Below are 25,541 nucleotides of genomic sequence, written 5' to 3'. Positions count from 1 at the left end.
ATATGACTCCATTTATTGCCGAAATAATCGGCACCTTCTTTCTTATTCTCCTCGGTGGCGGCGTTGTTGCCAATGTTGTCCTGGAAAAAACAAAATCCAATGACCTTGGGTGGATGGTAATCACCACCGCTTGGGGCCTGGCAGTTTTCGTGGGAGTAGTAGTAGCTGCCCCATATAGCGGCGCCCACCTTAACCCTGCGGTAAGCATTGGCTTGGCAGTAGCAGGCAAATTTAGTTGGGCCTTGGTGCCCTCCTATGTATTGGCCCAATTTATTGGAGCCATGCTGGGTGCCTTAATGGTGTGGTTAGTATATATTGATCATTTTAATGCAACTGAGAATAAAGAGCTAAAAAGGGTGGTGTTTTGTACCGCACCTGCAATCAGAAATCCCATATCCAACTTCTTTAGCGAGGTGGTCGGCACCTTTGCCCTGGTATTTGTAGTGCTCTATTTTACCGATGCCACCATTACAGATTCGGGGACCGCTATAGGACTGGGTTCTTTGGGCGCCCTCCCCGTAGCGTTTCTAGTATGGTCCATAGGACTTTCGCTTGGCGGGACCACAGGTTATGCCATAAATCCGGCCAGAGATCTGGGACCAAGGATAATACATGCAATTATTCCCTTAAAAAATAAGGCAGGTAACGATTGGGGCTACTCTTGGATTCCGGTAGTAGGTCCTATCCTAGGTGCTACACTTGCAGGATTATTGATGTTGGTGTTACACTAGGATTCCCCGTTCCTTACAATTCCTCGGGCGGCTATATAGGCGCCCGTCCAGGCATTTTGAAAGTTAAATCCCCCGGTAATAGCATCTACATTGATGATTTCCCCTGCAAAATACAGGTTGGGAACTAATTTGCTTTCATAGGTTTTGAAATTAATTTCTTTAAGGTCAATCCCACCTGCGGTAACAAATTCTTCCTTAAAAGTACTTTTTCCAGTCACTTGAAATTGAGAGTCCGTCAGTTGCATTGCTAAATTCTGTAACTGGGTTTTGGAAATATCGGCCCATTTATCGGTCTCTGTGATTTCAGAGGCTTTTACCAAACTGACCCACAATCTTTTGGGAAGATCAAAAGATTTGGTCCGCAGCACTGTTTTTTTTCCTTCTATTTCCTTTATTTTTTGAAGCTCACCCAGTACTGCCCCTTCGTGATAATCGGGCAGCCAATTTACCCGTATGGGAAATCTGTAGTTTAGTTCGTTTAAAAACAAAGCACCCCATGCCGATAGCCTTAAGATCCCAGGTCCGCTCATTCCCCAATGGGTAATTAGAAGGGGTCCTTCGGACTCTAGATCGGAAAGCTGTATCCCATATTTTTTTAGGGCGGCATTAAATCTTCCTATATGGGCCTGCCCAGGAACGATATTTATTCTAGCCTTAGTACTCACCCCCGGGATTCCGGAAATTCTATCGTCTTTAATATTAAAGGTAAACAAGGATGGCACCGGAGGTACTATAGTATGACCCATTGCCTCTAGCATACCCCAGATTTTAGGGTTGCTTCCCGTGCTAACCAAAAGTTTTTTAGTGCGGTAGGTATTTCGTATGGTTTGTATGCTCCAATACGCTGAATCTTCCCTATCATCCTCCAACACCTTGGTTATTCCGGTTACCGAACTATTCCTAAATACTTTAACACCCAATCTATCGGTTTCGTTTACCAGACAATCTATTATGGTTTGGGAAGAATTGCTGGTGGGAAACATGCGCCCGTCTGGTTCTATCTTTAATGAAATACCCCTTTCCTCAAAAAAAGCAACGGTATCCCCACTACAATAGGAATGAAAGGGACCCAACAATTCCTTTTCGCCACGGGGATAATTCTTTACAAGTTCCTTGGGATCAAATTCAGCGTGGGTAACATTACAACGTCCGCCACCGGAAACCTTAACTTTCCCCAAAACCTCTTTGCCCCTCTCCATGATGGCCACTTTAAGTTCGGGATCCGATTCTGCAATATGGATAGCGGCATAAAACCCAGCGGCCCCTCCTCCTAGTATAAGTACGTCGTACATTAATCTATTCGTTCGGGATAATTGGTGATAATGCCATCTACGCCCATTTGTTTCATGGATTTTATGTCCTCAACTTCATTTACAGTATAAGGATACACTTTAAAGCCTTCTTTTTGAATTTTATCTACATTCTCTAAGGTAAGGGTCTTATAATATGGATTGATCGCCAGGGCATTTAATTCCTCCCCTATGGCAATAGCTTGTAAAGGGTCTTTGTCCGTCAATATAGCAATTCTTATCTGCGGATTTAATGCTCTCATCCTTTTTAGTTCTTCCCATTTAAAACTCGAAATTAAAAATTTATCAAGAGGCCAACCCTTTTCCCTTACGTAATAGTTGATTATAAAATTCACCCTATCGGCTGTATTGCTCCCCTTCAGCTCTATATTTAAATGGGCCTTTTTATCCATTAAATTAATGACCTCCTGTAAGGTGGGGATTTTATGCCCACCTTCTAAAGTCAAATTCTGAAGGTCATCATAATTATAGGCTTCTATTTTGCCGGTTCCATCGGTGAGCCTTTCCAAACTCACATCGTGGAACACCACAATTTCCCCACTTCTAATTTTAAAGACGTCAATTTCGATCATGTCTACCCCTAGATCCAACGCTTTTTGAACCGATGCCAAGGTGTTTTCGGTCTCGTGCCCCATGGCACCCCTATGACCTATGACCAAAGGTTTATTCATATTCACACAGCTTGAGATTAGTAATACGACGAAGAAAAATCCAAATTTTGATAACGATTTCATATATACGGTTCAATTAATTCCTTTCAAACTTAAAATTAGGGATTCTAAAGGTTGTAAATCTATTCTCACTTCCCCAATGCCATTGTGGACCTTCAACGTTTTCTCCGTTGCCGGTATCAATTGGTCCTGCAGTTTATAACTCCCATTTTGCAGCCCCCATTCCTCAATTATTTCTTCGGGGAGCTTTAGTTCAAATCCGAAGCCATCATGAGCATCAAAATTAGCGATAATTATTAGTTTTTCATTTTCCGACCATCGTACAAAGGACAATACCCTATAATTATAATATTCCGTATGGTCCCTATTGTAAAAATGAATATCTCTATAAGCTCCCATTAACGCACTACTGTTAATGGTAAAGTTGAGCAGGCTTTTATAAAATCCTCTAAGGTCTTTTTCCTGAGGAGATAATTTTCCACCGTCAAATTTCTTATTGTTTACCCAGCGTTGCAAATGAGGCACCCCTATATAATCGAAAATGGAAGTGCGTCCCGGAGATCCAAATCCCGGATTTTCAGCGGCCGGCTCCCCAACCTCCTGACCAAAGTAGATCATAGTTGGTGAAGTGCTAATAGTAGCCGAGACTACCATCCCGGGTTTTGCCTGTTCGGCATTACCGAGAAACTCTGAGCTAGGGATACGCACCTCATCATGGTTCTCCAAAAAATGGAGCATATGGTGCTCAATATCAAACAAACCCCCTTGTACTAAAGGGATATGGTCTGTCCAACCGTGACCTTGCATAATAGGTATTAGGCCATCGTAAAACTCTACCTTATCATACAGGTAATCCATTTTCCCCTTAAAAATATAATCTCGATATAGGCTTGGCTGATATACCTCTGCCAATAAAAAGGCGTCGGGGTTTTCCATTTTTATGGTCGAATTTAAAAAGCTCCAAAACTCCACGGGAACCATTTCGGCCATATCGTACCGAAATCCATCAACCCCTAATTGTAGCCAATAAAGAGCGATATCCCTGAATTTTATCCAAGAATCGGGCACTTCCTTATCGGACCAAAAAACAACATGTTCGGAATAATCCTTTTGATCAAAATGTTCTGGAAGGGAATCAAAATCCCTAGCACCATCCGGACGCACACCATAATTTATCTTTACCGTCTCGTACCAGTCATTAAAATCTGGCTGGGATAAGCTAGACCCATTACCGGTCCATTTTGCGGGGGCTTCCACAAATTTATCCACGCCCATATCATATTTCTCCCCACCCAAGGGCAGATATCCATGACGCCATTCCGGTACTTTAAATACCTCTAGTGGATTGTAATAAAAATTATTGTTCTTATCGTAGACCACATTTTTAGTGTCATTGGCCCCAAAGTCCGACACTCCTTTTGGGTTATTCTTGCCTTCGTATTTTCTTGCGACATGGTTGGGCACCAAATCTATAATCACCTTTAAACCTGCAGCATGACTCCTTTTCACCAAGGCCTTAAACTCTGCCATTCTTTTGTTGGGATTTTTGGCCAGATCCGGATTTACACTGTAGTAGTCCTTTACGGCATATGGCGATCCTGCCCTTCCTTTCACTATATCTGGATCGTCATTAGAGATGCCGAAGCTCGTATAATCGCCAATCAATGCATGATGGGGAATACCCGTATACCAGATATGGGTAACCCCCAAATCCCTAATTTCCTGCAATGCTTTTTTTGAGAAATCGGCCATTTTACCCACACCATTTTCGTCAATGGTACCCCAGGGTTTATTGGTAGTATTGGTATTCCCGAACAATCTGGTAAACACCTGGTATACCACCGTTTTCCTCCCATGCGAATCTTGGGTAGCATCTCTTTCGTTATCCTTGGTTTGGGCCATAAAATAATTTTATAATGATAATTCACCTGAAGGAACTTAAACAACTTTCGCTGGTCCGTACAGGTTATTTTAAAATAAACGGACTACATGGACGGTCTATGGATACAAGGTAATAACACCCCTAATTAACCGCTCCGATAAGCATATCTAAAAAGGCGGTATCCATTTCCTCAAAATTTCCAAAAACGTGTTTAGCGCTCGATAAGGTTTTGGCATCTCCTATTCCAATGCTTACCATATGGGCTTTATTAGCTGCCTCTATTCCTGCAATTGCATCTTCAAAAACCACACAATTTTGAGTTGGAACCCCTAGCTTTTTTGCAGCTATCAAAAAGACTTCAGGATCTGGTTTGGCCTTGGTGACGTGGTTTCCATCTACCACAACATCAAAATAATCTGTAAGTCCAACTTTTTCCAATATGGGAATTGCATTTTTACTAGCAGATCCCAAAGCAATAGGCATGCCTTTGGATTTTAGATAGGATAATACTTTGTCCACATCGGGCAAGATTTCCGAACGATCCATCTTTTCAATATAAGTAAGGTAGTCTTCATTCTTTTCTATCATCCATCGATCAAATTGTTCCGTTGTTGCCGTAATTCCACCAATATTCAACAGGATTTCCAGACATTTTTTTCGACTTACTCCTTTAAACATTTCATTTTGCGCTACGGTGAATTCAAATCCCAATTCATTGGCCAATTTTCTCCAGGCCAAATAATGGTATTTGGCGGTATCGACTATCACCCCGTCCAAATCGAAGATAAATCCGGTTTTTTTCATTCCCACTTAAGATTTATGGTTTCTGGTAGACCCACGCTCTATGAGGGTAGGCTCCAATATTCTGGTGACATAGATTTCTTCTTCCTCCACCTCTACCTCTATTTCTATTTTTTCGATAAGCATCTGCGCAGCAATTTCACCCATCAGTTCTCCATGCTGAGCAACAGCAGTAAGTCCAGGACTAGCGTATTTGGATAAAATCCCATCAGTAAATCCTATAAAGGAAATATCTTCCGGAATCCGTAATCCAATGGTTTGGACAAAACGCATACTCGCTATCCCAAATATTTCATTTACGCTAAGAACGGCATCTACCTGGGTGGTATTAAAAAAGTCCTCAATGGCTTTTTCATCTATTTCCATAGTAGGAAATTTAAGGATAAGTCGCTCGTCATAAGTCATATTATTATCCAACAATGCCTGCTTATAGCCAGCAGTACGATCCCTACTAACACTAAAACGTTCATCGGTGGTAATCATGGCAATTTTAGTCCTTCCGTCCTTTATAAATTTTGTCACTGCCTGGTAAGCTCCTTCCCGATCATTAATAACCACTTTATCACAATTGATCTCATTAGTTACCCGATCAAAAAGCACCAAGGGAATTCCCTGCTCCGTAACTTCTTTTAAGTGATTGTAATCTCCCTTTAATTGGGTGCCAGCAGAAAGGGCCATAATAAAGCCATCGATACTCCCATTTGCCAACAGCTCCATATTGATGACTTCCTTGTCAAATGATTCATCCGATAGACATACAATAACATTGTATCCCTGAGTAATTGCATAATTTTCTATCCCCCGTAAAACGGTGGTAAAAAAGTGGTGTACAATATCGGGGATTATAACGCCTATATTTTTAGTTCTTTTATTCTTTAAACTAACGGCAATATTATTGGGTTTATAGTTGTGCAATTTGGCATAAACCTGAATCTTTTCCTTGGTATCCGCCCCAATTTCCACACTGTTTTTCAACGCTTTGGATACCGTAGAAATAGAAACTCCCAATTCCCTCGCAATGTGTTTCAGCGTAATTTTTTTTTTCAAAACCTTGTTTTTTCCTAATTATGCGTAATAAGTATGAAAGATAATACTAAAAAGTAAAATTATGCAATTAGCGTTTAAATGATGGTGTAAAAAAGATAAGATTGGCGTAGCAAAAAAAATATCATTCAAGGTGAATATGATACATGTCTAAAAATAGATTACATTTATATACTTAATATGAGTGATTCTAACTTTAATTGCGATAATCAGCATTATCTACTAAAACTTTAGTATATTAATATCATAAAATTAAAAAAACCTACTTATCACTGATTAATTTTCGTTTAAAGCGCTAGCTACAAACGAAAAATATTAACATTTTTTTAATATTTAAATTAATTCAACTAATACCGAAAATTTATGAAAATCAAATTTCTTAAGACAGGCTTTATGCTGTTTGGAACATTTCTATGTTTCGGAATAGCATTGGCACAAGAGGTATCAGGTACGGTATCTGATGCCACTGGACCCTTACCCGGTGCAAGTGTAGTGGTAAAAGGAACCACTACTGGTGCGCAAACGGATTTTGACGGAAACTACACTATTAGCGGTGTAGAAGCAGACGCTATCCTTGTTTTTAGTTATATAGGATACCTATCCAAAGAGATTCCTGTATCCGGGCAAACTACTATAGATGTGGTTTTATCCGAAGATGCACAAGCGTTGGATGAAGTTGTGGTTACCGGATATGGCTCCCAGACCAGAAAGGAAATTACTTCCGCGGTAACAGTGGTTAATAGTGAAGATTTTAACCAAGGAACGGTAAACGATGCCTCTCAGTTATTGCAAGGTAAGGTTGCTGGTCTTAGTATATACAATAAAGGGGGAAATCCCAATGAAGATGCTGTAATTAGGCTTCGGGGCATTTCTTCTGTAGGAGCCAACTCCTCTCCACTTATTGTGATAGATGGAGTAGTAGGGGCCTCCCTGAACAACGTGGATCCAAATGACATTGAAAGCATCAACGTTTTAAAAGACGGATCGGCCGCCGCTATCTATGGAACAAGGGGTTCCAGTGGGGTCATCTTGGTGACTACAAAAAGAGGTTCACCAGGCGGAGTTAGTGTAGATTATAATGGATCCCTTGCCGTATCTACCATGGCAAACCATGTAGATGTTATGTCCGCTGAAGAATTTGTAAGCTCGGGCGGTGTGGATCTTGGAAGTAGAAATGATTGGTTAGACCTGGTAACCATAGATGGTACTACCAAGGTAAACAATGTTTCTATTTCAGGTGGTGATGGAAAGACCAACTATAGGTTTTCTGGAAATTTCAGGGATTCACAAGGGATTTTGCGAGAATCTGGATTTAAGCAATTTAATACTAGAGCAAGTGTCTCAGCCCTCACATTTAACGACAAATTAAAAATTGATTTCAATATTTCCTTTACCAATAGGAAAAGTGAGTTTAGCTATGAGGAAGCTTTGCGTTATGCGTTGTTGTACAATCCAACAGCCCCGGTTTTTGGGAAAGATTCTCCCTTTCAATTTGATTCACCAACTTTTGGCGGGTATTTTGAAACATTGGGACTCTTCGATAGTTTTAATCCGGTATCCATTGTAAATCAAAATACGAATACAGGGGACAAAAATGAATTTACCTATAGTGCTAACTTCAATTACGATATCTTGGATAATTGGGAATTGAACGCCCTTATTTCCCAACAGACCAATAAACTTACCAATCAGGACTATTATAGGACTACTTCTCATTTTAGAGGTAATGCTACTAGCCCTAACCGAAAAGGTAGAGCTAGACTTTATACTGAGAACAGGGATTTTAAATTATTTGAACTATACAGTACGTTTAATCAAAATGTTGGCCTGATAGATTTTGCGGTTACGGGAGGATACTCTTGGCAACAGCAGAACCAGTACAACTACTTTCTGGAAATGGGCGATTTCCCGAATAACGATATAGAATACATCAATGCCCTGGAATGGTCACAGGATTTAGCCAATGCGGGTTTCATAGACGCCAATAGCAACGCTTCTCCGGACGATCGTATTATTGCTTTCTTTGGAAGGGTAAGCGCTACATTCGACAATGCTATTTTCTTTAATGCCTCCTTAAGACGGGAAGGCTCCACCAAATTCGGTGAAAACAATCGATGGGCCAACTTTCCTGCAGTAGGAATCGGTGCTGATCTAAACCATTACTTGGAACTCGATAACATTGATCTATTAAAAGTTAGGGTAGGTTACGGGGTAACCGGTGCGCTACCATCCTCAAATGGACTGTCTAGGGCTTTGTATACACCAGCAGATGGCAAGTTAAGCAGCAATCAGAGTACAGACGCTAACCCAAACCTTAAGTGGGAGGAGAAAGCGGAAACCAACTTTGGAATCGAATTTAAAATGGACAGATTGTCTACTACCCTAGACATCTATTCTAGGGATGTAAGTGATTTTATTCTTGAAAGAGATGTGGACGTAACCATCTACCCTACTGGTAGACGGGTAGAAAATGCGGGAAAACTGCGCTCAAGCGGTTTTGAAATTGCAATAAATTATGATCTACTACGCAATGAGAACTTTAAATATAATACTGGGGTCATCATATCACGAAACAAGACAAAACTTAAGGAATACCTTACTCCACAAGAGATGAGAGGATCTTTAGGTGCTCCTGGCCAAAATGATACCGATATGATCCGTATTAAGGAAGGAGAAGAAATAGGACAAATTTGGGGGCCCGTATTTAGCGGGGAAGTAGTAGATGGAAGTCAACAATTTGTAGACATTAACAATGACGGCCAATTACTTACCAACCAAAACAACGCCTTGGACCCAGATGGGGATTTTAAAGTATTAGGAAAAGGAACCCCCGATTTTGAATTGGGATGGACCAACCAATTGCGATATGGTAACTGGGATTTGAATGCCTTCTTCAGAGGTGCCTTCGGACATAGTCTAATAAACACCTATAGGGCGTTTTACGAGCCACGTGTAGGAAGCCAAGGTTCTTATAACTTTGTAAATACCGAATTGGCCAATCCAGAAATCACCAACGCAAAATTTAGTTCCCTATACGTGGAAAAAGCAGATTTCTTTAAACTGGACAACCTTTCCTTGGGCTACACCTTTAAACTTAAAGAAAACGACTACATTAAAGGCGTTCGGGTTACCGCTAGCGGACAAAACTTGTTTACGATAACCAACTACACTGGTTCCGATCCAGAACCAGCTTTACAGGATGCGGGTACCATTGATAATGGAGGCTTCCCAGGAACAACCTATGACCCCCTAATTCCAGGTATTGATCGTAGAAATAACTATTTTTCCTCCCGAACCTATACGTTAGGACTGAACATAAACTTTTAAAAGACTCACAATGAAAAATATCCATAAAGCAATATTCCTATGTGGCGGTCTCCTATTATGGTCCTGTACGGACCTAGAAGAAAATCTAGTCGGAGAAATTGACCGCCCCGTTAGTATAGACGAACCTAGCACTACTTTTGATGGTGGTGGTAATGGCGGCAACGACGCCCTTAGTGTGGCCTACAGTAAATTGAGAGACGGTAGTGCCTCTAGTGGTGGTTATTGGGCTATCCAGTCCGTTTCCTCTGATGAAATGGCCGTAACCCAAAAAGGGGGAGATTGGTACGATGGAGGTATCTGGATAGATATGCACCGGCATACCTTTGGTCCATCAAACGGACCTATCAATGACTCATGGACACAACAATATGGAGCCATTGCTGCCTGTAACGATTTATTGAAGACCAGCTTGGACGACAATCAGACAGCACAGATAAAAGTACTAAGAGCATTCTTCTATTACAGATTATTAGATACCTATGGCAGGGTAAAACTTGTCACCACGCCAGGCCAGGATGCACCACAATCCACCCGAGCCCAAGTATTTACCTTTGTAGAGAATGAGTTGTTAAACGCATTGGGTGTTTCTTCGGTAAGTGCCTCCATGGACCTCAGTAATAGTCCATTGACTACTGACGTAAATCCATATCGCGTAAACCAATATGCCGCATTGGGTATTTTGGCAAAATTGTATCTAAATGCGGAAGTTTATACTGGCACACCAAGATATACAGAAGCTGCTGACGCGGCCTCTTATGTCATTGACAATTCTGGATATGTGCTTTGCGGTGTTGGCTGTAGCGTTCCCAATCCTGGCAAAAGACCTGTGGTTGATTCCGATCCAGATAACTTGGAAGGCTATGCCGCAGTATTTGCCCCAAACAACCAAAACAACCCAGAAATTATCTGGTCCATTGCTTACGATGGAGTTACTGGTGGAGGCATGAATTTTGCCCATATGTCTTTGCACTATTCCAGTCAGTTTACATGGAATTTGGTGTCACAGCCATGGAACGGATACTCGGCCCTAGAAGACTTTTACAACTCTTATGAAGACAATGATGCTAGAAAGAAAGCCAACTTTATAGTAGGTCCACAATATGATTACAATGGTTCGGCAATCTTAGATTACGCTGCTACCGACGGACAATTAGAACTGAACTACACCCCAGAGATCAACGAATTGGAACCTAACGCATCCCGTAAGGGAGGTGCTAGATTAGGGAAGTTTAGCTTTAGGCTCTTTGGTAGGGACGATCAGGATAATGACATGCCTATTGTACGACTCGGAGACCTGTATTTGATCCGTGCCGAAGGCAGGGCAAGAGCGGTAAATAACTGGTCCTTAGCTGAAGCTGATGTAAATACAATTAGGACAAGGGCGGGACTAGCTCCTCTTGCAGGATTAAATGCTGACACCTTTTTGGCAGAACGCGGGCGCGAAATGTTTATGGAGGTGACCCGTAGACAAGATTTGATTCGCTTTGGGAAATTTGATGATGCATGGTGGGAAAAAACAAATAGCGACCCACACAAAGCCCTATTCCCTATACCACAACCACAAATTGACGCCAGTAAAGGTACTTTAACACAGAATCCTGGATATTGATCCAAGGGTTATTTATAAAAAAAGAGGGCTATCTTTGGATAACCCTCTTTTAATTTTACCATGGTAATGAAAGTGCATTCCCTAGTTATCCTGTACTGCCTTATATTCCTTTCCTGTGTCCAGAAAAAAGAAGCTCTGGAAGAAATGAGCGCCACATTATTTGTGTCACGGACCGATTCCGGAATCAATTTCCAAAACAACCTTACTTATACCGAAGATTTTAACCCATATACCTATCGCAATTTCTACAATGGTGGAGGTGTTGCCATTGGCGATATAAATAACGACGGCCTACCAGACATCTATTTCACTGGAAACATGGTAGACAACAAGCTCTATCTGAACAAAGGAAATTGGCAATTTGAAGAGATTACCCAAATAGCAGGGGTTGCCTGTGAAAACGTATGGTCTACCGGAGCAACCTTTGTTGATATTAACAATGATGGCCTATTGGACCTTTATGTTTGTAAATCAGGGAAACCTGGAGGAGCCAATAGACATAACGAACTTTTCATCAATAATGGAGACCTCACCTTTACCGAAAAATCTGCAGAATACGGGCTAGATATAGAAGGGCTTTCCGTGCATGCCGCATTCTTTGATTTTGACAAAGACGGTGACCTAGATTGTTATATCTTAAACAACTCCATAAAGTCTATCGGAGCTTTCGACCTAATCAAAGATCAACGTAACATTCCCAGCGATACCGGAAATAAACTTTTAAGAAACGACAATGGAAAATTTATCAATATATCTTCAGAAGCCGGAATATACACAAGTGCTATCGGATTTGGATTAGGAATTACACTGAGCGACTTTAACGGGGATTCCTGGCCAGACCTGTTTATTTCCAACGATTTTTTTGAACGGGATTACCTCTACCTCAATAACCAAAAAGGTGGGTTCGATGAGGTGGCTGAGCACTATATTTCATCTTTCTCAATGGGATCTATGGGAGCAGATTCCGGTGACCTCAACAATGACCTGCTCCCAGATCTAATGGTTACGGAAATGCTGCCCGCTACCATAGAAAGACAGCGCACCAAAGCAATTTATGAATCTTGGGACAAATACAGTATGGTCATAAAACAAGGCTATGCCCATCAATTTCCTAGAAATGTATTGCAACGAAATATGGGGGAAAGCGGATTTTTTGAAATTGGAAGATACTCTGGTGTATCCGCAACAGAATGGAGCTGGGCATCTCTGATATTCGATATGGACAATGATGGGCTGCGAGACATTTTTATTGGTAATGGCATCTATAAAGATTTATTGGATAGGGACTACCTTACCTATATGGCAAATGAGGAGAAAGTCAGGAATATGATGAGGACTGAGGAAGAGGTGATTATGAAGTTGATCGATCTAATGCCCTCACAGGCCGTCCCAAATGCCGCCTTTATTAATCAAGGCGACTTCCAGTTCTCCAATAATACGGATAGCTTGGGACTTGCAACTCCCAGTTTTAGCAATGGAAGTGCCTATGCAGATCTGGACAACGATGGCGATCTGGACTTGGTGGTCAACAATGTAAATATGCCCGCCTTTATCTATGAGAACAAAACAGACACTACTACCCATAAAAGTATATACATCAACTTTAAATCGAACACCAAGAATACCAAGGCAGTAGGCGCAAAAGCTATAATATTCTACGATGAAAATAAAACGGCCATGGCAGAAAACTTCCCTTCTAGAGGTTTTCAAAGTTCAGTAAACCATGGTGTGCATTTTGGATTGGGACCCAACAACATCATAGACAGTCTAAAGATAATATGGCCCAATGGGGCTACCTCTAAAGAGCTTCACCTTAACACCAATAAAACCTATACCTTTTTGGAGCCCACTTCATATAATGAGGGCGAAGCTGCTCCAATACTCCAAAATTCAAGATTCCTACATCCAATAGCGCCCCTTTTTAATTTTACCCACGTGGAAAATAACTATGTGGATTTTAACAGGGAAAGACTATTGCCTCAAATGTTCAACAATGAAGGACCCGCAATGGCCACGGCAGACATCAATGGCGATGGCATCATGGATGTTTATATAGGAGGCGCAAAAAATCAGTCGGGCAGTCTTTTTCTCTCTACCCCTAACCAATCAGGTTATACGGAAATTAAGGAACCATTTCTGCCTCATAAAAGTTCAGAGGATACCCATGCCGTATTTTTCGACAGTGATAATGATGGCGACCTAGACCTGTATGTATGTAGTGGCGGGAAGGCTTTTTCCACCTACGATTGGGCTTTGAACGATAGATTATATATAAATGATGGTAAAGGTAATTTCACAATTTCCTCCAACCCCCTACCCTTTACACTCCCCTTAAGTTCTTCTACTGTAAAGGCTGTGGATTTTGACAATGACGGGGATATGGACCTGTTTGTAGGTGGCAGGTTCAATCCTAATGTTTATGGGACGCCCGTATCCAGTTACATCTTGGAAAATTTGGGCCAAAATAAATTCTCCTTGTATAACGCCCCTGTTCTAGAAAATTTGGGAATGGTTACCGATGCCGCCTGGGTGGATATTGATCAGGACGGATGGCAAGATTTAATCGTATTGGGAGAATGGATGCCCATACAAATTTTTATCAATAAGAAGGGTAAATTCATTAATCAAACGGAGACCTACGGTTTAGCGAATTCTACTGGCATGTGGTCTACCCTAAAAATAACGGATATAAACGGAGATGGAAAGATGGATATTTTGGCGGGAAATATAGGTCATAATTCCTTTTACAAACCCGGCACAAGATTATATCTGAAAGATTTTGATGAAAACGGTTTTGCAGAACAGATCATTTGCCATAAATTAAACAACAACTATTATCCTATCGTAGACAGGGATGAACTCATTGCCCAATTGCCGGAACTAAAAAACAAAATGCTCTTCTATAAGGATTATGCGACAGCCACAATAACCGATCTTTTTGATAAAGAGAGCTTAATGGAAGCCTATAAAATTGACCTCCAAATTACGGCTACGAGCTTATTTTTAAACAAAGGAAAACATTTTAAACAAAAAGAACTGCCCCCAGAAATCCAATATTCCAATGTTAGCGCCATAGAAGTTATGGACATCAATAAAGATGGGGTAATGGATGTCCTTTTGGGAGGGAATCAATATCTTGTGAAACCACAATTTGGAAGACTGGATGCCTCTAAGGGTTGGGAGGTTCTAGGCCAAAATTTAGAAAAAAATAACTATAGCTTCGGAAAGGTGAAACCCTTAGGGATACAAGGACAAATACGGAATTTTAAATTAGTCCCATATAAAGGAAAACAACTTTTACTGACAGCAATAAATAATAATCATCTTCTTTTTCATGAAGCACCATAAATTAATAACAGTACTTATAATTTCTGTAATAACATTAGGTTTTGTTGGGTGTGAATCCAAGTATACCAAAATGTTAAACCGTGAAGCAAAAAAAAACGAACTAAAAGATAGCCTTATCTTTGGAATGACCCTGGGTGATAACAAGGCTGATTTTTTTAAACGATGTTGGCAGCTAAACCAAGAGGGGTTAATTTCACAAGGCCCCAACAACAAAACGGTGAAGTATGAACTTCCCATGGCTACGAAGCAGGAATCCACTTCCGCCATAACCCTATTATTTTATGGTGCTTTTAATGAACAAAATACCATGACCGGAATGGATATGTCATTCTCTTACACTGCGTGGTCGCCTTGGAATTCTAACTTATCAGCCCAACATTTACTGCCAATTGTCCAAGATACATTGAGAAAATGGTTTCCAGGAAATGATTTTATAAAGGTGAAATCCGATCAGTTAAAAAATACGACTTTCGTTAAAATTGATGGAAATAGACAAATCATGGCCTATGCCAAAGATGATAAGGACGTTGTGGTGAAAATTGAAGATCTTAAGCTAAAATATCCAGAAAAATATAACTAATGACGACAAGTCGAATGAAGGTGTGCATTTACTTATTATGTGTAGGAACGTTTATGCTGTCCTGCTCAAAAACTAATGGCCCTGCATCTGGTGCACCACCGCTTTTTCAGTTAATGGACAGCACCCACACAGGTATCAATTTTGAAAATGACCTTAGTTACAACCAGGAGTTCAATGTATATCGGTACCGTAATTTTTATAATGGGGGCGGAGTGGCCATTGGCGATATCAACAATGATGGATTATTGGATATTTATTTTACCGCCAACCTCACCGGCAATAAGCTTTATTTGAACAAGGGAAATTTTAAGTTCCAGGATATTACCGAAACGGCAGGCGTGAGTGGCGAAAAAGCTTGGTCTACCGGAGTTACCATGGTAGATATTAACGGGGATGGCCATTTGGATATTTACGTATGCAATTCCGGGGATATTGCCGGAGACAATAAACAAAACGAACTCTTTATAAACAACGGTGACCTTACCTTTACGGAGGCGGCCGAAAAATATGGTTTGGACGACCAAGGGTATTCCACCCATGCCTCTTTTTTTGATTACGATAAGGACGGGGATCTAGATGTATACCTACTAAATAATTCTTATAAATCCATAGGCAGTTTTAATCTTCAGCGCAACGAAAGATATGAACGGGACGTGCTGGGAGGGGATAAACTCTTGAGAAATGATGGGGGCACCTTTGTTGATGTTACCGAGGAAGCAGGGATCTACGGCAGTGTAATTGGTTTTGGCCTGGGCGTTACCGTTGGGGATATGAATAACGATGGATGGGAAGACATCTTTGTTTCCAACGATTTCTTTGAGCGGGACTACCTATACCTTAACCAACAAGACGGCACCTTTAAGGAGGTCCTTACCCAACAAATAAAATCTATTAGTGGCGCCTCTATGGGGGCCGATGTGGCTGATATTAACAATGATGGGTTTACTGATATCTTTGTCACCGAAATGCTGCCTTCAGAATACTCCCGGTTAAAGACGGTCACTACCTTTGAAGATTGGAACAAATACCAACTAAACTTAAAGAACGATTATTACCATCAGTTTACCCGTAATATGTTACAACTGAACAACGGAAACTCCACTTTCAGTGAAATTGGGAGGCTAAGTGGGGTGGAAGCTTCTGACTGGAGCTGGGGTGCCCTACTTTTTGATATAGACAATGATGGACAGAAAGACCTCTTTATTGCCAATGGCATATACAAAGACCTCACTAATCAGGATTATTTACAGTACGTTTCCAGTGAAGCGGTAATTCAGTCCATTGTGGCCAACAATAAAGTAGATTACAATAAACTTATAGATATTATCCCCTCCAATATGGTGGAGAACCACGCCTTCAAAAACCAAGGGAACCTAAAATTCACCCGAGAATGGAACTCAGGCCTAAATGATTTAAGTTTCTCCAATGGGGCAGCTTATGGGGATCTAGATAATGACGGAGATCTAGACTTAGTGGTAAATAACGTAAATATGCCCTCGTTTATTTACAAGAACAATGCAGAGACCCTGACCAACCACAATTATTTAAAAATAATCCTAAAAGGTCCTAATAAGAACACCAATGCCATAGGCGCAAAATTAAAACTCACCTCCAAAATGGGGAGTCAGTATTTGGAACAACAACCCATCCGTGGTTTCCAGTCCAGTGTAGACTTAAGACCCAACTTCGGACTAAAGGATAGCCTCCCTGTAAGCCTACAGGTCACTTGGCCCTCCGGAAGAGTAACCAAATTAGCGGAGATATCGGTCAACCAAACTATAACATTATACGAAAGGGAGGCACTCCCCCCTGTTTTGGATTCCGTTCCAAAACTCAGCCCGTTGTTTACACCCTCTGATTTAAAAATTGATTACAAACATAAAGAGAACCGATTTGTTGACTTTGATCGGGACCGATTAATACCCCATATGCTAAGCACCCAAGGCCCAAAAATGGCCATTGCCGATGTTAATAACGATGGAATAGACGATATCTATATTGGTGGATCAAAAGGAAGCCCGGGCACCCTAATACTTGGGAAGGGTGATAAATTTATCGCCACAGACGCAACCAATTTTATAAATGATACCGGTTACGAAGATGCAGGAATGCTTTTTTTTGATGCGGACAATGATGGGGACCTAGACCTTTACATTTGTAGCGGGGGCGTAGAGTTTTCACAATTTTCCAGCTATCTAAAAGACCGACTTTACTTTAACGACGGGAAGGGGAATTTTACGCTCTCGGACCAACATTTACCCTCGGCCTCGGGAACCCACAGTACCTCCATTGTCATAGCAGCCGATTTGGACATGGATGGTGATCTGGACCTTTTTGTGGGCGAGAGGTCAGTCCCTGGACAATACGGCCTACCTGGATCCGGATTTATTCTAAGGAACGATGGAAAGGGAGCCTTTAAAGACGTCACCGTGGAAATAGCGCCAGAACTTGTAGATATTGGAATGATTACCGATGCCAAATTTGAGGATTTAAACGGAGATGGAACTCCGGAGCTTATTGTTACCGGAGAGTTTATGGGAATAGAGATCTTCCTTAACCAAGAAGGGAAATTGGTTCGCAAAAAAGATAACCCGTTGTCCCAATTAAAAGGATGGTGGAACGTGATACACGCCGTAGATCTGGATAATGATGGAGATCTAGACTTGGTCATAGGCAATCACGGGAAAAATTCCAGGTTTAAAGCCAGCGCAGAGAAACCTATAAATTTATTTGTCAAAGATTTTGATCAAAACGGATTTAGCGACCCTATTATGACCTTTACCGCCAAAAACGGCAAACACTACCCCTATAACCTGAGACATAACTTAATTGAGCAGCTAAAGGACCTAAAAAAGAAATTTCCGAACTACGAATCCTTTAAGGATGCAAGTATCACAGAAATATTTACGAAAGAGGAATTACAAGGCGCCTTAAAGTTAGAGGCCAACACACTATCCTCCCTTATCTTGATCAATGAAGGCAATTTAAATTTCAAGGTGTTAGAATTGCCCATAGAGGCACAGTTCTCCCCTATCTATGCCATATACGCTCATGATTATGATGAAGATGGAGATATGGATATTGTAATGGGGGGCAACCTATATGGCGTAAAACCAGAGGTGGGTAGGTACGATGCTTCCTATGGGATCTATTTGGAAAATTTGGGCAACCACCAATTTAAATACCACAGAGATGGCCGTGGTCTCTTTTTGGACGGAGAGATAAGGGATATCAAGGTAATGGGACCCCATCTGATCGTAACTAAAAACAAAGATTCTATCGAAGTTTTTAAATTTTAGGATAATATCATGAAAAACTATCTTCTATCCATATTGGCTATTGGCATACTTGCCCTTGGCTGTAATAAAAGCGAAAAATCTTTAGTCAAAGCTCCATTGTATTTTGAGCCAGTACCTGAAAGTATCAGTGGATTAGATTTTACAAACCAGTTGCTTACAAAAGATAGCTTAAACATTTTGGAATATCTATATTATTACAATGGAGGTGGCGTAGCTATAGGGGATATTAATAACGATGGCTTGGAAGACCTCTATTTTACGGCCAATCAATCCCCGGACAAACTTTACTTAAACCTCGGAAATCTTAAGTTTAAGGATATCACATTACCTGCAAATATAAAAATAGACTCCACCTGGTCTACTGGGGTAACTATGGCAGATGTAAATAATGATGGTTTTTTAGATATCTATGTATCCAAAGTGGGGAATTATAAGAATCTAAAGGCCCATAATCTGTTATACCTTAACAACGGGGACAACACCTTTACCGAAGTTTCTGAAAGTGTTGGACTTAATTTCTCGGGATTCTCTACCCAAGTGGTCTTCTTTGATTACGATAGGGATGGGGATTTGGACATGTATCTTATGAACCACTCCATTCACAGCAACAGAAGCTATGGCAAGGTGGACAAAAGATTGGAAAAAGACGCGTTAGCAGGAGATCGGTTATATGAGAACAAACTGGAAACTGGCACCCTAATCTTTGAAGATGTTAGTGAAGCTGCCGGTATCTACAGTAGTCCTTTGGGATACGGACTTGCGCTGATTGCAACGGACCTAAACCAAGACGGGTGGATGGATATCTATGTGGGAAACGATTTTCATGAAAATGATTATATCTACCTAAACCAAGGAGACAAGACCTTTAAAGAGGTTGGGGAACAAGTGTTGGATCACAGCAGTAGATTTACAATGGGGGTAGATGTAGGGGATATGTACAACAATGGAAAACAGGATATCTTTTCCCTGGACATGATGCCAAACCAGCACAACATCTTCCTGAAATCTGGGGGCGAGGATTCGGACAAAGTGAACAAGATAAAGGAACACTTTGGATTTGGGACCCAATATGCCCGTAACCATTTTCAATTAAACCAAGGTAATAATTCCTTTTCCGAGATTGCCCTGATGACCGAAACCCATGCCTCGGATTGGAGCTGGTCCGTACTGTTAGAAGACTTTGATAACGACGGGCTAAAGGACATTTTCATTACCAATGGCATCTATAAGCGACCAAATGATCTGGACTATATAAATTACCTCAGCACTACAGATTTCAGTCAATACGATCAGAACCAGTCCGTGGACGTAGAACAAAGGCTGATAGAAAGCATGCCTTCCTTAAAGATTCCCAATGTTATCTTCCATAACAAAGGAAGTTTTGAGTTTAACAGATACTCCGAGGAAGCTGGATTTGCACCTTCTTATTCCAACGGTGCCGCCACAGCGGATCTGGACAATGATGGGGATATGGACCTAGTGGTAAACAACCTTAATGAAAGGTCCGTTATACTGGAAAATAAGACTGTAAACAACACCGCAAATAATTGGATTGGGGCGCAACTGAAAGGTAGTAAGGAACACCCAGTAACTATTGGGTCCAAGGTAACGGTATACTCCAAAGGAGAACTTTTTTTCAAGGAGTTGATTACTACAAGGGGATTTCAATCCTCCTCCTCGCATAAACTCCATTTCGGTTTGGGAACCAAATCTACCGTAGACTCCCTTACCATTACATGGCCCGATGGGATGCACCAAGTGGTGGCTGGCCCTGCACCTGGGCAATATCACGAAATTAAACGGGACAGCTCTGTAGCAATTGCTGGAAAACCACCCACACAAGAGCCTGAATTTAGTGTGAAGGAATTTCCGTATACTCATTTTGAAAATAGTTATTTCGATTATGAACTGGAACCTTTAATGCCCGAAAAGTTATCGGAAGAGGGGCCCGCAGTAGTGGTTGCCGATTTTAATTCTGATGGCCTAGATGATATTTTCATCGGAGGGGCAAAATATCAATCCGCCACTTTATTCATCCAACAACCAGATAGCACCTATACTACCACATTTATGTCCTCCTTTGAGAGCGATAAAACTTATGAAGATGTGGATGCCGTGGCATTTGACTTGGACAATGATGGTGACCTAGACATTTATGTAATGAGCGGTGGAAATGACGTCCCAGAAGGGGACACCTACCTAGAGGACCGCGTGTACCTCAACGATGGTAAAGGAAATTTTGAGCGACTTAAAGCCGCCTTGCCAAGGACAAATGGAGGGAGTATTGCAGCTGGAGATTTTAACAAGGATGGATTTATGGATCTTTTTATTGGTTCCAGATCTATACCCGGAGGTTATGGACTTTCTCCGTTAAGCCTAATCCTAAAAAATACAGGAAGTAGCAATTTTGAAATAGTAGATAGCGGTCCTTATGGAATGAATACCGATAGTCAATGGGCAGACTTGAACAATGACGGGCATTTGGATTTGATCATGGTAGGGGATTGGATGCCCATAACAGTACTCATCAACAACGGGGATTCCAGTTTTACAAATCGGACAAAGGAACTTGGGCTGGAAAACACTACAGGAATGTGGAATACCATCCTGGTTACCGATTTGGACGGGAACGGGTATCGGGATATCATTGCAGGAAATGCAGGCCTCAATTTTAAGTGGAAAGCTTCCCAAGCCAATCCTGTAAAGCTCTATATAGATGATTATGACGGAAATGAACAATCGGACCCAATTATTTTCTATGATTTTTTTGGGCATCCGGTTCCCTTTGCTTCCAAGGATCAACTTATGCGTCAATTGCCTATGCTTCAGAAAAAATTCTTGAGCTATTCCGATTTTTCCAAAATCAAAAACATTGAAGATTTAACTGGAAAAAAAGAAGCGGATATCCTGGAATTTAAACATATAATGGAACTACGATCTATGGTCTATACGAACTCAGGAAATGGTTTCACTGCCTCACCCCTACCTAAAGAAGCCCAAATGAGTACTATTGAAGGCGTATACCTAGATGAAGAACTAGCTACGCCGGCCCTATTTTACGTTGGTAATTATTTAGGTTATGTCAACGAGCTTGGCAAAAGTGTTGCGAACGCTGGCGGGGTATTCACCAATTTTAAGAACGGGAAGTTTACTACCCATAAAAACTTAAAACTACCAAAAGGTCTAAGTGTCAGAAGATTGGAGAAAACAGGCGACAATAAATATTTGGTGATTTCAAATAATGCCCAGGCCTTTACCTTGGAATGGCTTCTACCCTAAGTACGAGGATATTTAATCTACGCTTATTTTCTGACCGGTCTTTTGAGCGTTCCCTCCTACGAGGGTCGGGCCGTTTTGGCTATATCCCTAGCGAAGCAGCGGGGATGCCGCCGCTGTCCATGCCTATCGGTATGCAGGCTTAACGCAGAACAAGCAATCCATTGGGAGAGCCCATTTTGCTGTACTTTTCTCGCAAGGGCAAGATTATGCATAAAGGAGAGATACCAAGACTCTTATCCCTTATTTTGCAAAATAGATATAGATCCCAATAACGATTGCACATATAGTAAGCCCTACATGATACACATATTTATAAGGTTCTATAGAAACCTGCTTGGTGTATTCAAGTTCAAAAGCTTCTTTTCTAGGGTATAGCTTTCCAATAATCAACATAATTCCCACGTTTAGCACAAATAAAATTGCCATAATATGCAGGTAATGGGGGTAAGCCTCCGCTTCTATTAATTTTAATGCGGCAGCGTCGGTAATGCCAGCTTCTTCTGCTGCAATCAACGCTTTATCCACAAAATGATCTTTCAGAAAAAATTGACTGATAATATACAGTATGGAGCCAGAAAAGATTCCTATTTTGGCCGCAATTGCAGGCACCCTTTTTGTTAGATAACCCACTACAATAATCGTGAATATTGGAATACTATAGATTCCGTTTATTTCCTGCAGGTAATTAAACAAACTTCCCGCATTTGCAATCATTGGAGCGATAAACATGGCCGCTAGGGCCAAACAGACTCCAAATATTTTCCCGTACTTAACAACAGTCCTTTCTTGGGCCTCCGGATTAATGTGCTGCTTGTAGATATCTATTCCAAACAAAGTTACCGAGCTGTTAAGCACACTGTTGAACGAACTTAATATTGCCCCGAAAAGTACTGCAGCAAAAAAACCGACCAAAGGTTTTGGTAGTACTGCCCTTACCAATTCGGGATATGCAAGATCACTGGAAGCCAAACTACCATCAAAATAATGATAGGCGATCATTCCTGGAAGCACCAAAATTAAAGGACCTAAAATCTTTAGAAAAGACGCCAATAACAACCCCTTCTGACCCTCCGCCAAATTTTTAGCGGCCAATGCCCTTTGAATGATCTGTTGGTTGGTTCCCCAATAAAAAAGTTGTACCAGCATCATCCCAGTAAAAATGGTGGAAAATGGAACCTCCTGACCAGACTCCCCAGTAGAATCGAATCTAGCAGCATCAGTAGTCATCAAATTTTCCATACCGGTAAACACATTACCATCCCCTATTGCCATCAAACCAAAAATAGGAATCAAAAGACCACCTGTTAATAGTCCAATCGCATTAATACTATCCGATACCGCAACTGCCTTTAAGCCCCCAAATACGGCATAAATAGAACCAATAATTCCAATTCCCCAGATACAAATCACCAAAGCCATCTTATCTGAAACCCCTAAAAGTCCAGGCACATCAAACATACCACTAATAGCCACTGAACCAGAATACAGAATTACCGGCAACAATACGACCACATAACCTGTTAAAAATAACCCAGAGGTGATCGTCTTGGTAGTCACGTCGAAACGTTTTGCCAAAAATTGGGGAATAGTGGTAAGTCCCCCTTTTAAATATCTAGGTAATAAAAAAATTGCGGTAACTACCATGGCAATGGCTGCTAAGGTTTCCCAGGCCATAACCGATAATCCATCCGTATAAGCACTACCGTTAAGACCAACAATTTGTTCCGTGGAAAGATTGGTTAAAAGCAAAGATCCCGCAATTACCCCAGCAGTAAGGCTTCTGCCTCCCAAAAAATAACCATCTGAGGAATTTTCGTCTGTTTTTCTAGTTGCTAAATAAGCTATTATGGCTACAAGTAATGTAAAGCCAACAAAAGAAATGATTCCTAACATGATTATTAAGGGTTAATTGGATTGAATAGGCTAAATATATTGGATTATTTAGAAATAGTATGTGGCTTTTTAGAAATTATCGCATTTAATTCCAGAAAAATATATTTTATTGATATCTCATCTTAACTTTAAAGGTCATTTGGAAAGGTTTTAGAATATCTGGCTAAAAATGTTTCCCGTTCCTATGTCTGTAGTAGGAACTGGGCAATTCTAAATTATTTTTGGGCGAGCTTTGATATAACAGGGATAGGCTCCCTTGTTATTATTATTTGCAAAAATGATGTATTTTTGAAAAGCGAGCTCGGATAGAATTACGGCACGGCCTATCTAGAGGCCACTTCATAATCCCAGTAAAATAGCACCGCCCAAGAAGTCGGGTTAAAAATATATCTATGAGAAAGCTTATTTATATTGTTATGGCAATTTACCTCCATGGCTGTAGTGATAATTCAGAACCCATAATAGTAAGCGCCGAGGAGCTACATCAATCCGTACAGAAGGTGACGGACATAATGATACATGATATCTTCTCTCCTCCAGTGGCCAGTAGGATCTTTGCATATCCCAATATTGCTGCATATGAAATTATAGCGCTCAACAACGACGACTACATATCTTTGGCAGGACAGGTTACGGACTTGACTGCCATTCCTAAACCCTCTTTGGAGGCCCCTGTAAATTATGAACTGTCTGCTTTAATAGCCCATATGGAGCTCTGTAAAAGATTAATTTTTTCAGAAAAGGTCTTGGTTACCTTTAGGGACAGTCTGTATCAAAACTGGAACAAAAAAAACCCTAAAGTATTTAATTCTTCTAAAACGTATGGACTTGAAGTAGCAGAGCATATTGCCCAGTGGATGAGCAAAGACAATTACAATCAGACACGAACCATGCAAAAATTTACGGTAGACACGGACGATACCACCCGATGGCAACCAACACCTCCGGGCTATATGGATGGGATTGAGCCACATTGGGGCAAGATAAGGCCCTTTGTCCTTGATTCTGCCAACCAATTCACCCCATCTCCGCCTCCGGCTTTCTCCATGGAAAAGGATTCGGACTTTTACAAGGAAGTAATGGAAGTCTACACCATAAGTAAGGAAATAACTTTAAAAGGTGACGATTCCGACGAAGTTGCCATGGCCAAATTTTGGGACTGCAATCCTTATGTATCGGTTACGAGAGGCCATCTAATGTTTGCGACAAAAAAAATATCTCCAGGGGCACATTGGATCGGTATTACCAAAATTGCCTGTAAAAAAACAGAGTCCGACTTTGCCAAAACTATCTACGCTTATACCAAAACATCCATCGCCATAGCCGATGCCTTTATCAGCTGTTGGGATGAAAAATACCGCAGCAATCTAATCCGTCCCGAAACAGTAATCAATCAATATGTAGATGAGAATTGGCTGCCAATATTGCAAACACCACCATTTCCGGAATATACCAGCGGACATTCAGTCGTTTCAGGAGCTGCATCCATTGCTCTAACTCAAATTTTTGGAGATAATTTTTCTTTTGATGATGATACTGAAGTACCGTTTGGCCTGCCCATTAGAAGTTTTGGTTCCTTCAGGAGTGCGGCGGAAGAAGCTGCCTTAAGCAGGCTGTATGGTGGAATACACTATCGGAGCGCAATAGAACTAGGTGTTAAGCAAGGTGTAGACTTAGGGGATTTTGTAGTAAACAAGCTTGCAATGACCAAAACCAAGGAACTAGCGTCAAAATAAAATCAACATATCTATGAGCAGTATGGAGAAA

At 41.0% G+C, this 25,541-nt stretch carries 14 protein-coding genes; 8 read left to right on the top strand and 6 right to left on the bottom strand.

All coding sequences use genetic code 11. From position 1 onward, the window contains the following. The first annotated feature begins 2 nt into the window (after window positions 1-2). Window positions 3-731, top strand: a complete 729-nt coding sequence (locus KCTC52924_RS08465; RefSeq protein WP_251806292.1) for an MIP/aquaporin family protein — start codon at window positions 3-5, stop codon at window positions 729-731. On the opposite strand, the gene KCTC52924_RS08460 is transcribed toward KCTC52924_RS08465, so the two are convergent. The 5 genes from KCTC52924_RS08460 to KCTC52924_RS08440 all read right to left on the bottom strand — a co-directional run bounded on the left by KCTC52924_RS08460 (window position 728) and on the right by KCTC52924_RS08440 (window position 6,442). Beyond that, a complete protein-coding gene (locus KCTC52924_RS08460) occupies window positions 728-2,023 on the bottom strand; it encodes an NAD(P)/FAD-dependent oxidoreductase (protein WP_251806291.1) in 1,296 nt (431 codons plus the stop codon). The two genes, KCTC52924_RS08465 and KCTC52924_RS08460, sit on opposite strands and share 4 nt — an antisense overlap. Next, on the bottom strand, window positions 2,023-2,712 hold the full coding sequence (locus KCTC52924_RS08455) for a glycerophosphodiester phosphodiesterase family protein (RefSeq protein ID WP_251806461.1): 690 nt from the start codon (window positions 2,710-2,712) through the stop codon (window positions 2,023-2,025). Before KCTC52924_RS08455 ends, KCTC52924_RS08460 begins: the two co-directional genes overlap by 1 nt. Window positions 2,713-2,784: 72 nt before the next feature. Next, window positions 2,785-4,614, bottom strand: a complete 1,830-nt coding sequence (locus KCTC52924_RS08450; protein WP_251806290.1) for an alpha-amylase family protein — start codon at window positions 4,612-4,614, stop codon at window positions 2,785-2,787. A 121-nt stretch (window positions 4,615-4,735) separates the two neighbouring features. Further along, entirely contained in the window at window positions 4,736-5,398 is a 663-nt protein-coding gene (gene pgmB / locus KCTC52924_RS08445; RefSeq protein WP_251806289.1) for a beta-phosphoglucomutase, read from the bottom strand. Between the two features lie 6 nt (window positions 5,399-5,404). Next, window positions 5,405-6,442, bottom strand: coding sequence for a LacI family DNA-binding transcriptional regulator (locus KCTC52924_RS08440; RefSeq protein ID WP_251806288.1), 1,038 nt, complete (start codon window positions 6,440-6,442; stop codon window positions 5,405-5,407). A 360-nt stretch (window positions 6,443-6,802) separates the two neighbouring features. Between KCTC52924_RS08440 and KCTC52924_RS08435 the strand changes: the two genes are divergently transcribed. The 6 genes from KCTC52924_RS08435 (at window position 6,803) to KCTC52924_RS08410 (ending at window position 21,881) form a co-directional block, all read left to right on the top strand. Then, window positions 6,803-9,766: a SusC/RagA family TonB-linked outer membrane protein gene (locus KCTC52924_RS08435; protein ID WP_251806287.1), complete on the top strand. Its 2,964-nt coding sequence runs from the start codon at window positions 6,803-6,805 to the stop codon at window positions 9,764-9,766. 10 nt (window positions 9,767-9,776) lie between these two features. Beyond that, window positions 9,777-11,375: a RagB/SusD family nutrient uptake outer membrane protein gene (locus KCTC52924_RS08430; RefSeq protein WP_251806286.1), complete on the top strand. Its 1,599-nt coding sequence runs from the start codon at window positions 9,777-9,779 to the stop codon at window positions 11,373-11,375. 66 nt (window positions 11,376-11,441) lie between these two features. Beyond that, a complete protein-coding gene (locus KCTC52924_RS08425; protein ID WP_370671531.1) occupies window positions 11,442-14,723 on the top strand; it encodes a VCBS repeat-containing protein in 3,282 nt (1,093 codons plus the stop codon). Further along, the gene (locus KCTC52924_RS08420; RefSeq protein ID WP_251806284.1) at window positions 14,710-15,303 is read left to right on the top strand and encodes a hypothetical protein; all 594 of its coding nucleotides are present in this window, start codon (window positions 14,710-14,712) and stop codon (window positions 15,301-15,303) included. The genes KCTC52924_RS08425 and KCTC52924_RS08420 overlap by 14 nt, the downstream gene beginning before the upstream one ends. Further along, the gene (locus KCTC52924_RS08415; protein ID WP_251806283.1) at window positions 15,303-18,602 is read left to right on the top strand and encodes an FG-GAP-like repeat-containing protein; all 3,300 of its coding nucleotides are present in this window, start codon (window positions 15,303-15,305) and stop codon (window positions 18,600-18,602) included. Before KCTC52924_RS08420 ends, KCTC52924_RS08415 begins: the two co-directional genes overlap by 1 nt. Before the next feature lie 9 nt (window positions 18,603-18,611). Continuing rightward, entirely contained in the window at window positions 18,612-21,881 is a 3,270-nt protein-coding gene (locus KCTC52924_RS08410; protein WP_251806282.1) for a VCBS repeat-containing protein, read from the top strand. A gap of 240 nt (window positions 21,882-22,121) precedes the next feature. On the opposite strand, the gene KCTC52924_RS08405 is transcribed toward KCTC52924_RS08410, so the two are convergent. Further along, window positions 22,122-23,774: a solute:sodium symporter family transporter gene (locus KCTC52924_RS08405; RefSeq protein WP_251806281.1), complete on the bottom strand. Its 1,653-nt coding sequence runs from the start codon at window positions 23,772-23,774 to the stop codon at window positions 22,122-22,124. Window positions 23,775-24,166: 392 nt separating this feature from the next. Here KCTC52924_RS08405 and KCTC52924_RS08400 point away from each other — a divergent pair, with 392 nt between their 5' ends. Continuing rightward, complete coding sequence (locus tag KCTC52924_RS08400; RefSeq protein WP_251806280.1) at window positions 24,167-25,510, top strand: vanadium-dependent haloperoxidase; 1,344 nt, start codon at window positions 24,167-24,169, stop codon at window positions 25,508-25,510. Window positions 25,511-25,541: the final 31 nt, after the last annotated feature.

It is taken from the genome of Arenibacter antarcticus (genome assembly GCF_041320605.1).
Lineage (GTDB): Bacteria > Bacteroidota > Bacteroidia > Flavobacteriales > Flavobacteriaceae > Arenibacter > Arenibacter antarcticus.
This window is presented reverse-complemented; position numbering and strand designations above follow the sequence as displayed.

Bases quoted from the DNA above. Each gene is read 5' to 3' on its own strand.
- KCTC52924_RS08465 (WP_251806292.1), top strand. From the start codon at position 3: ATGACTCCATTTATTGCCGAAATAATCGGCACCTTCTTTCTTATTCTC.
- KCTC52924_RS08460 (WP_251806291.1), bottom strand. From the start codon at position 2,023: ATGTACGACGTACTTATACTAGGAGGAGGGGCCGCTGGGTTTTATGCC.
- KCTC52924_RS08455 (WP_251806461.1), bottom strand. From the start codon at position 2,712: ATGAATAAACCTTTGGTCATAGGTCATAGGGGTGCCATGGGGCACGAG.
- KCTC52924_RS08450 (WP_251806290.1), bottom strand. From the start codon at position 4,614: ATGGCCCAAACCAAGGATAACGAAAGAGATGCTACCCAAGATTCGCAT.
- pgmB (WP_251806289.1), bottom strand. From the start codon at position 5,398: ATGAAAAAAACCGGATTTATCTTCGATTTGGACGGGGTGATAGTCGAT.
- KCTC52924_RS08435 (WP_251806287.1), top strand. From the start codon at position 6,803: ATGAAAATCAAATTTCTTAAGACAGGCTTTATGCTGTTTGGAACATTT.
- KCTC52924_RS08430 (WP_251806286.1), top strand. From the start codon at position 9,777: ATGAAAAATATCCATAAAGCAATATTCCTATGTGGCGGTCTCCTATTA.
- KCTC52924_RS08425 (WP_370671531.1), top strand. From the start codon at position 11,442: ATGAAAGTGCATTCCCTAGTTATCCTGTACTGCCTTATATTCCTTTCC.
- KCTC52924_RS08420 (WP_251806284.1), top strand. From the start codon at position 14,710: ATGAAGCACCATAAATTAATAACAGTACTTATAATTTCTGTAATAACA.
- KCTC52924_RS08415 (WP_251806283.1), top strand. From the start codon at position 15,303: ATGACGACAAGTCGAATGAAGGTGTGCATTTACTTATTATGTGTAGGA.
- KCTC52924_RS08410 (WP_251806282.1), top strand. From the start codon at position 18,612: ATGAAAAACTATCTTCTATCCATATTGGCTATTGGCATACTTGCCCTT.
- KCTC52924_RS08405 (WP_251806281.1), bottom strand. From the start codon at position 23,774: ATGTTAGGAATCATTTCTTTTGTTGGCTTTACATTACTTGTAGCCATA.
- KCTC52924_RS08400 (WP_251806280.1), top strand. From the start codon at position 24,167: ATGAGAAAGCTTATTTATATTGTTATGGCAATTTACCTCCATGGCTGT.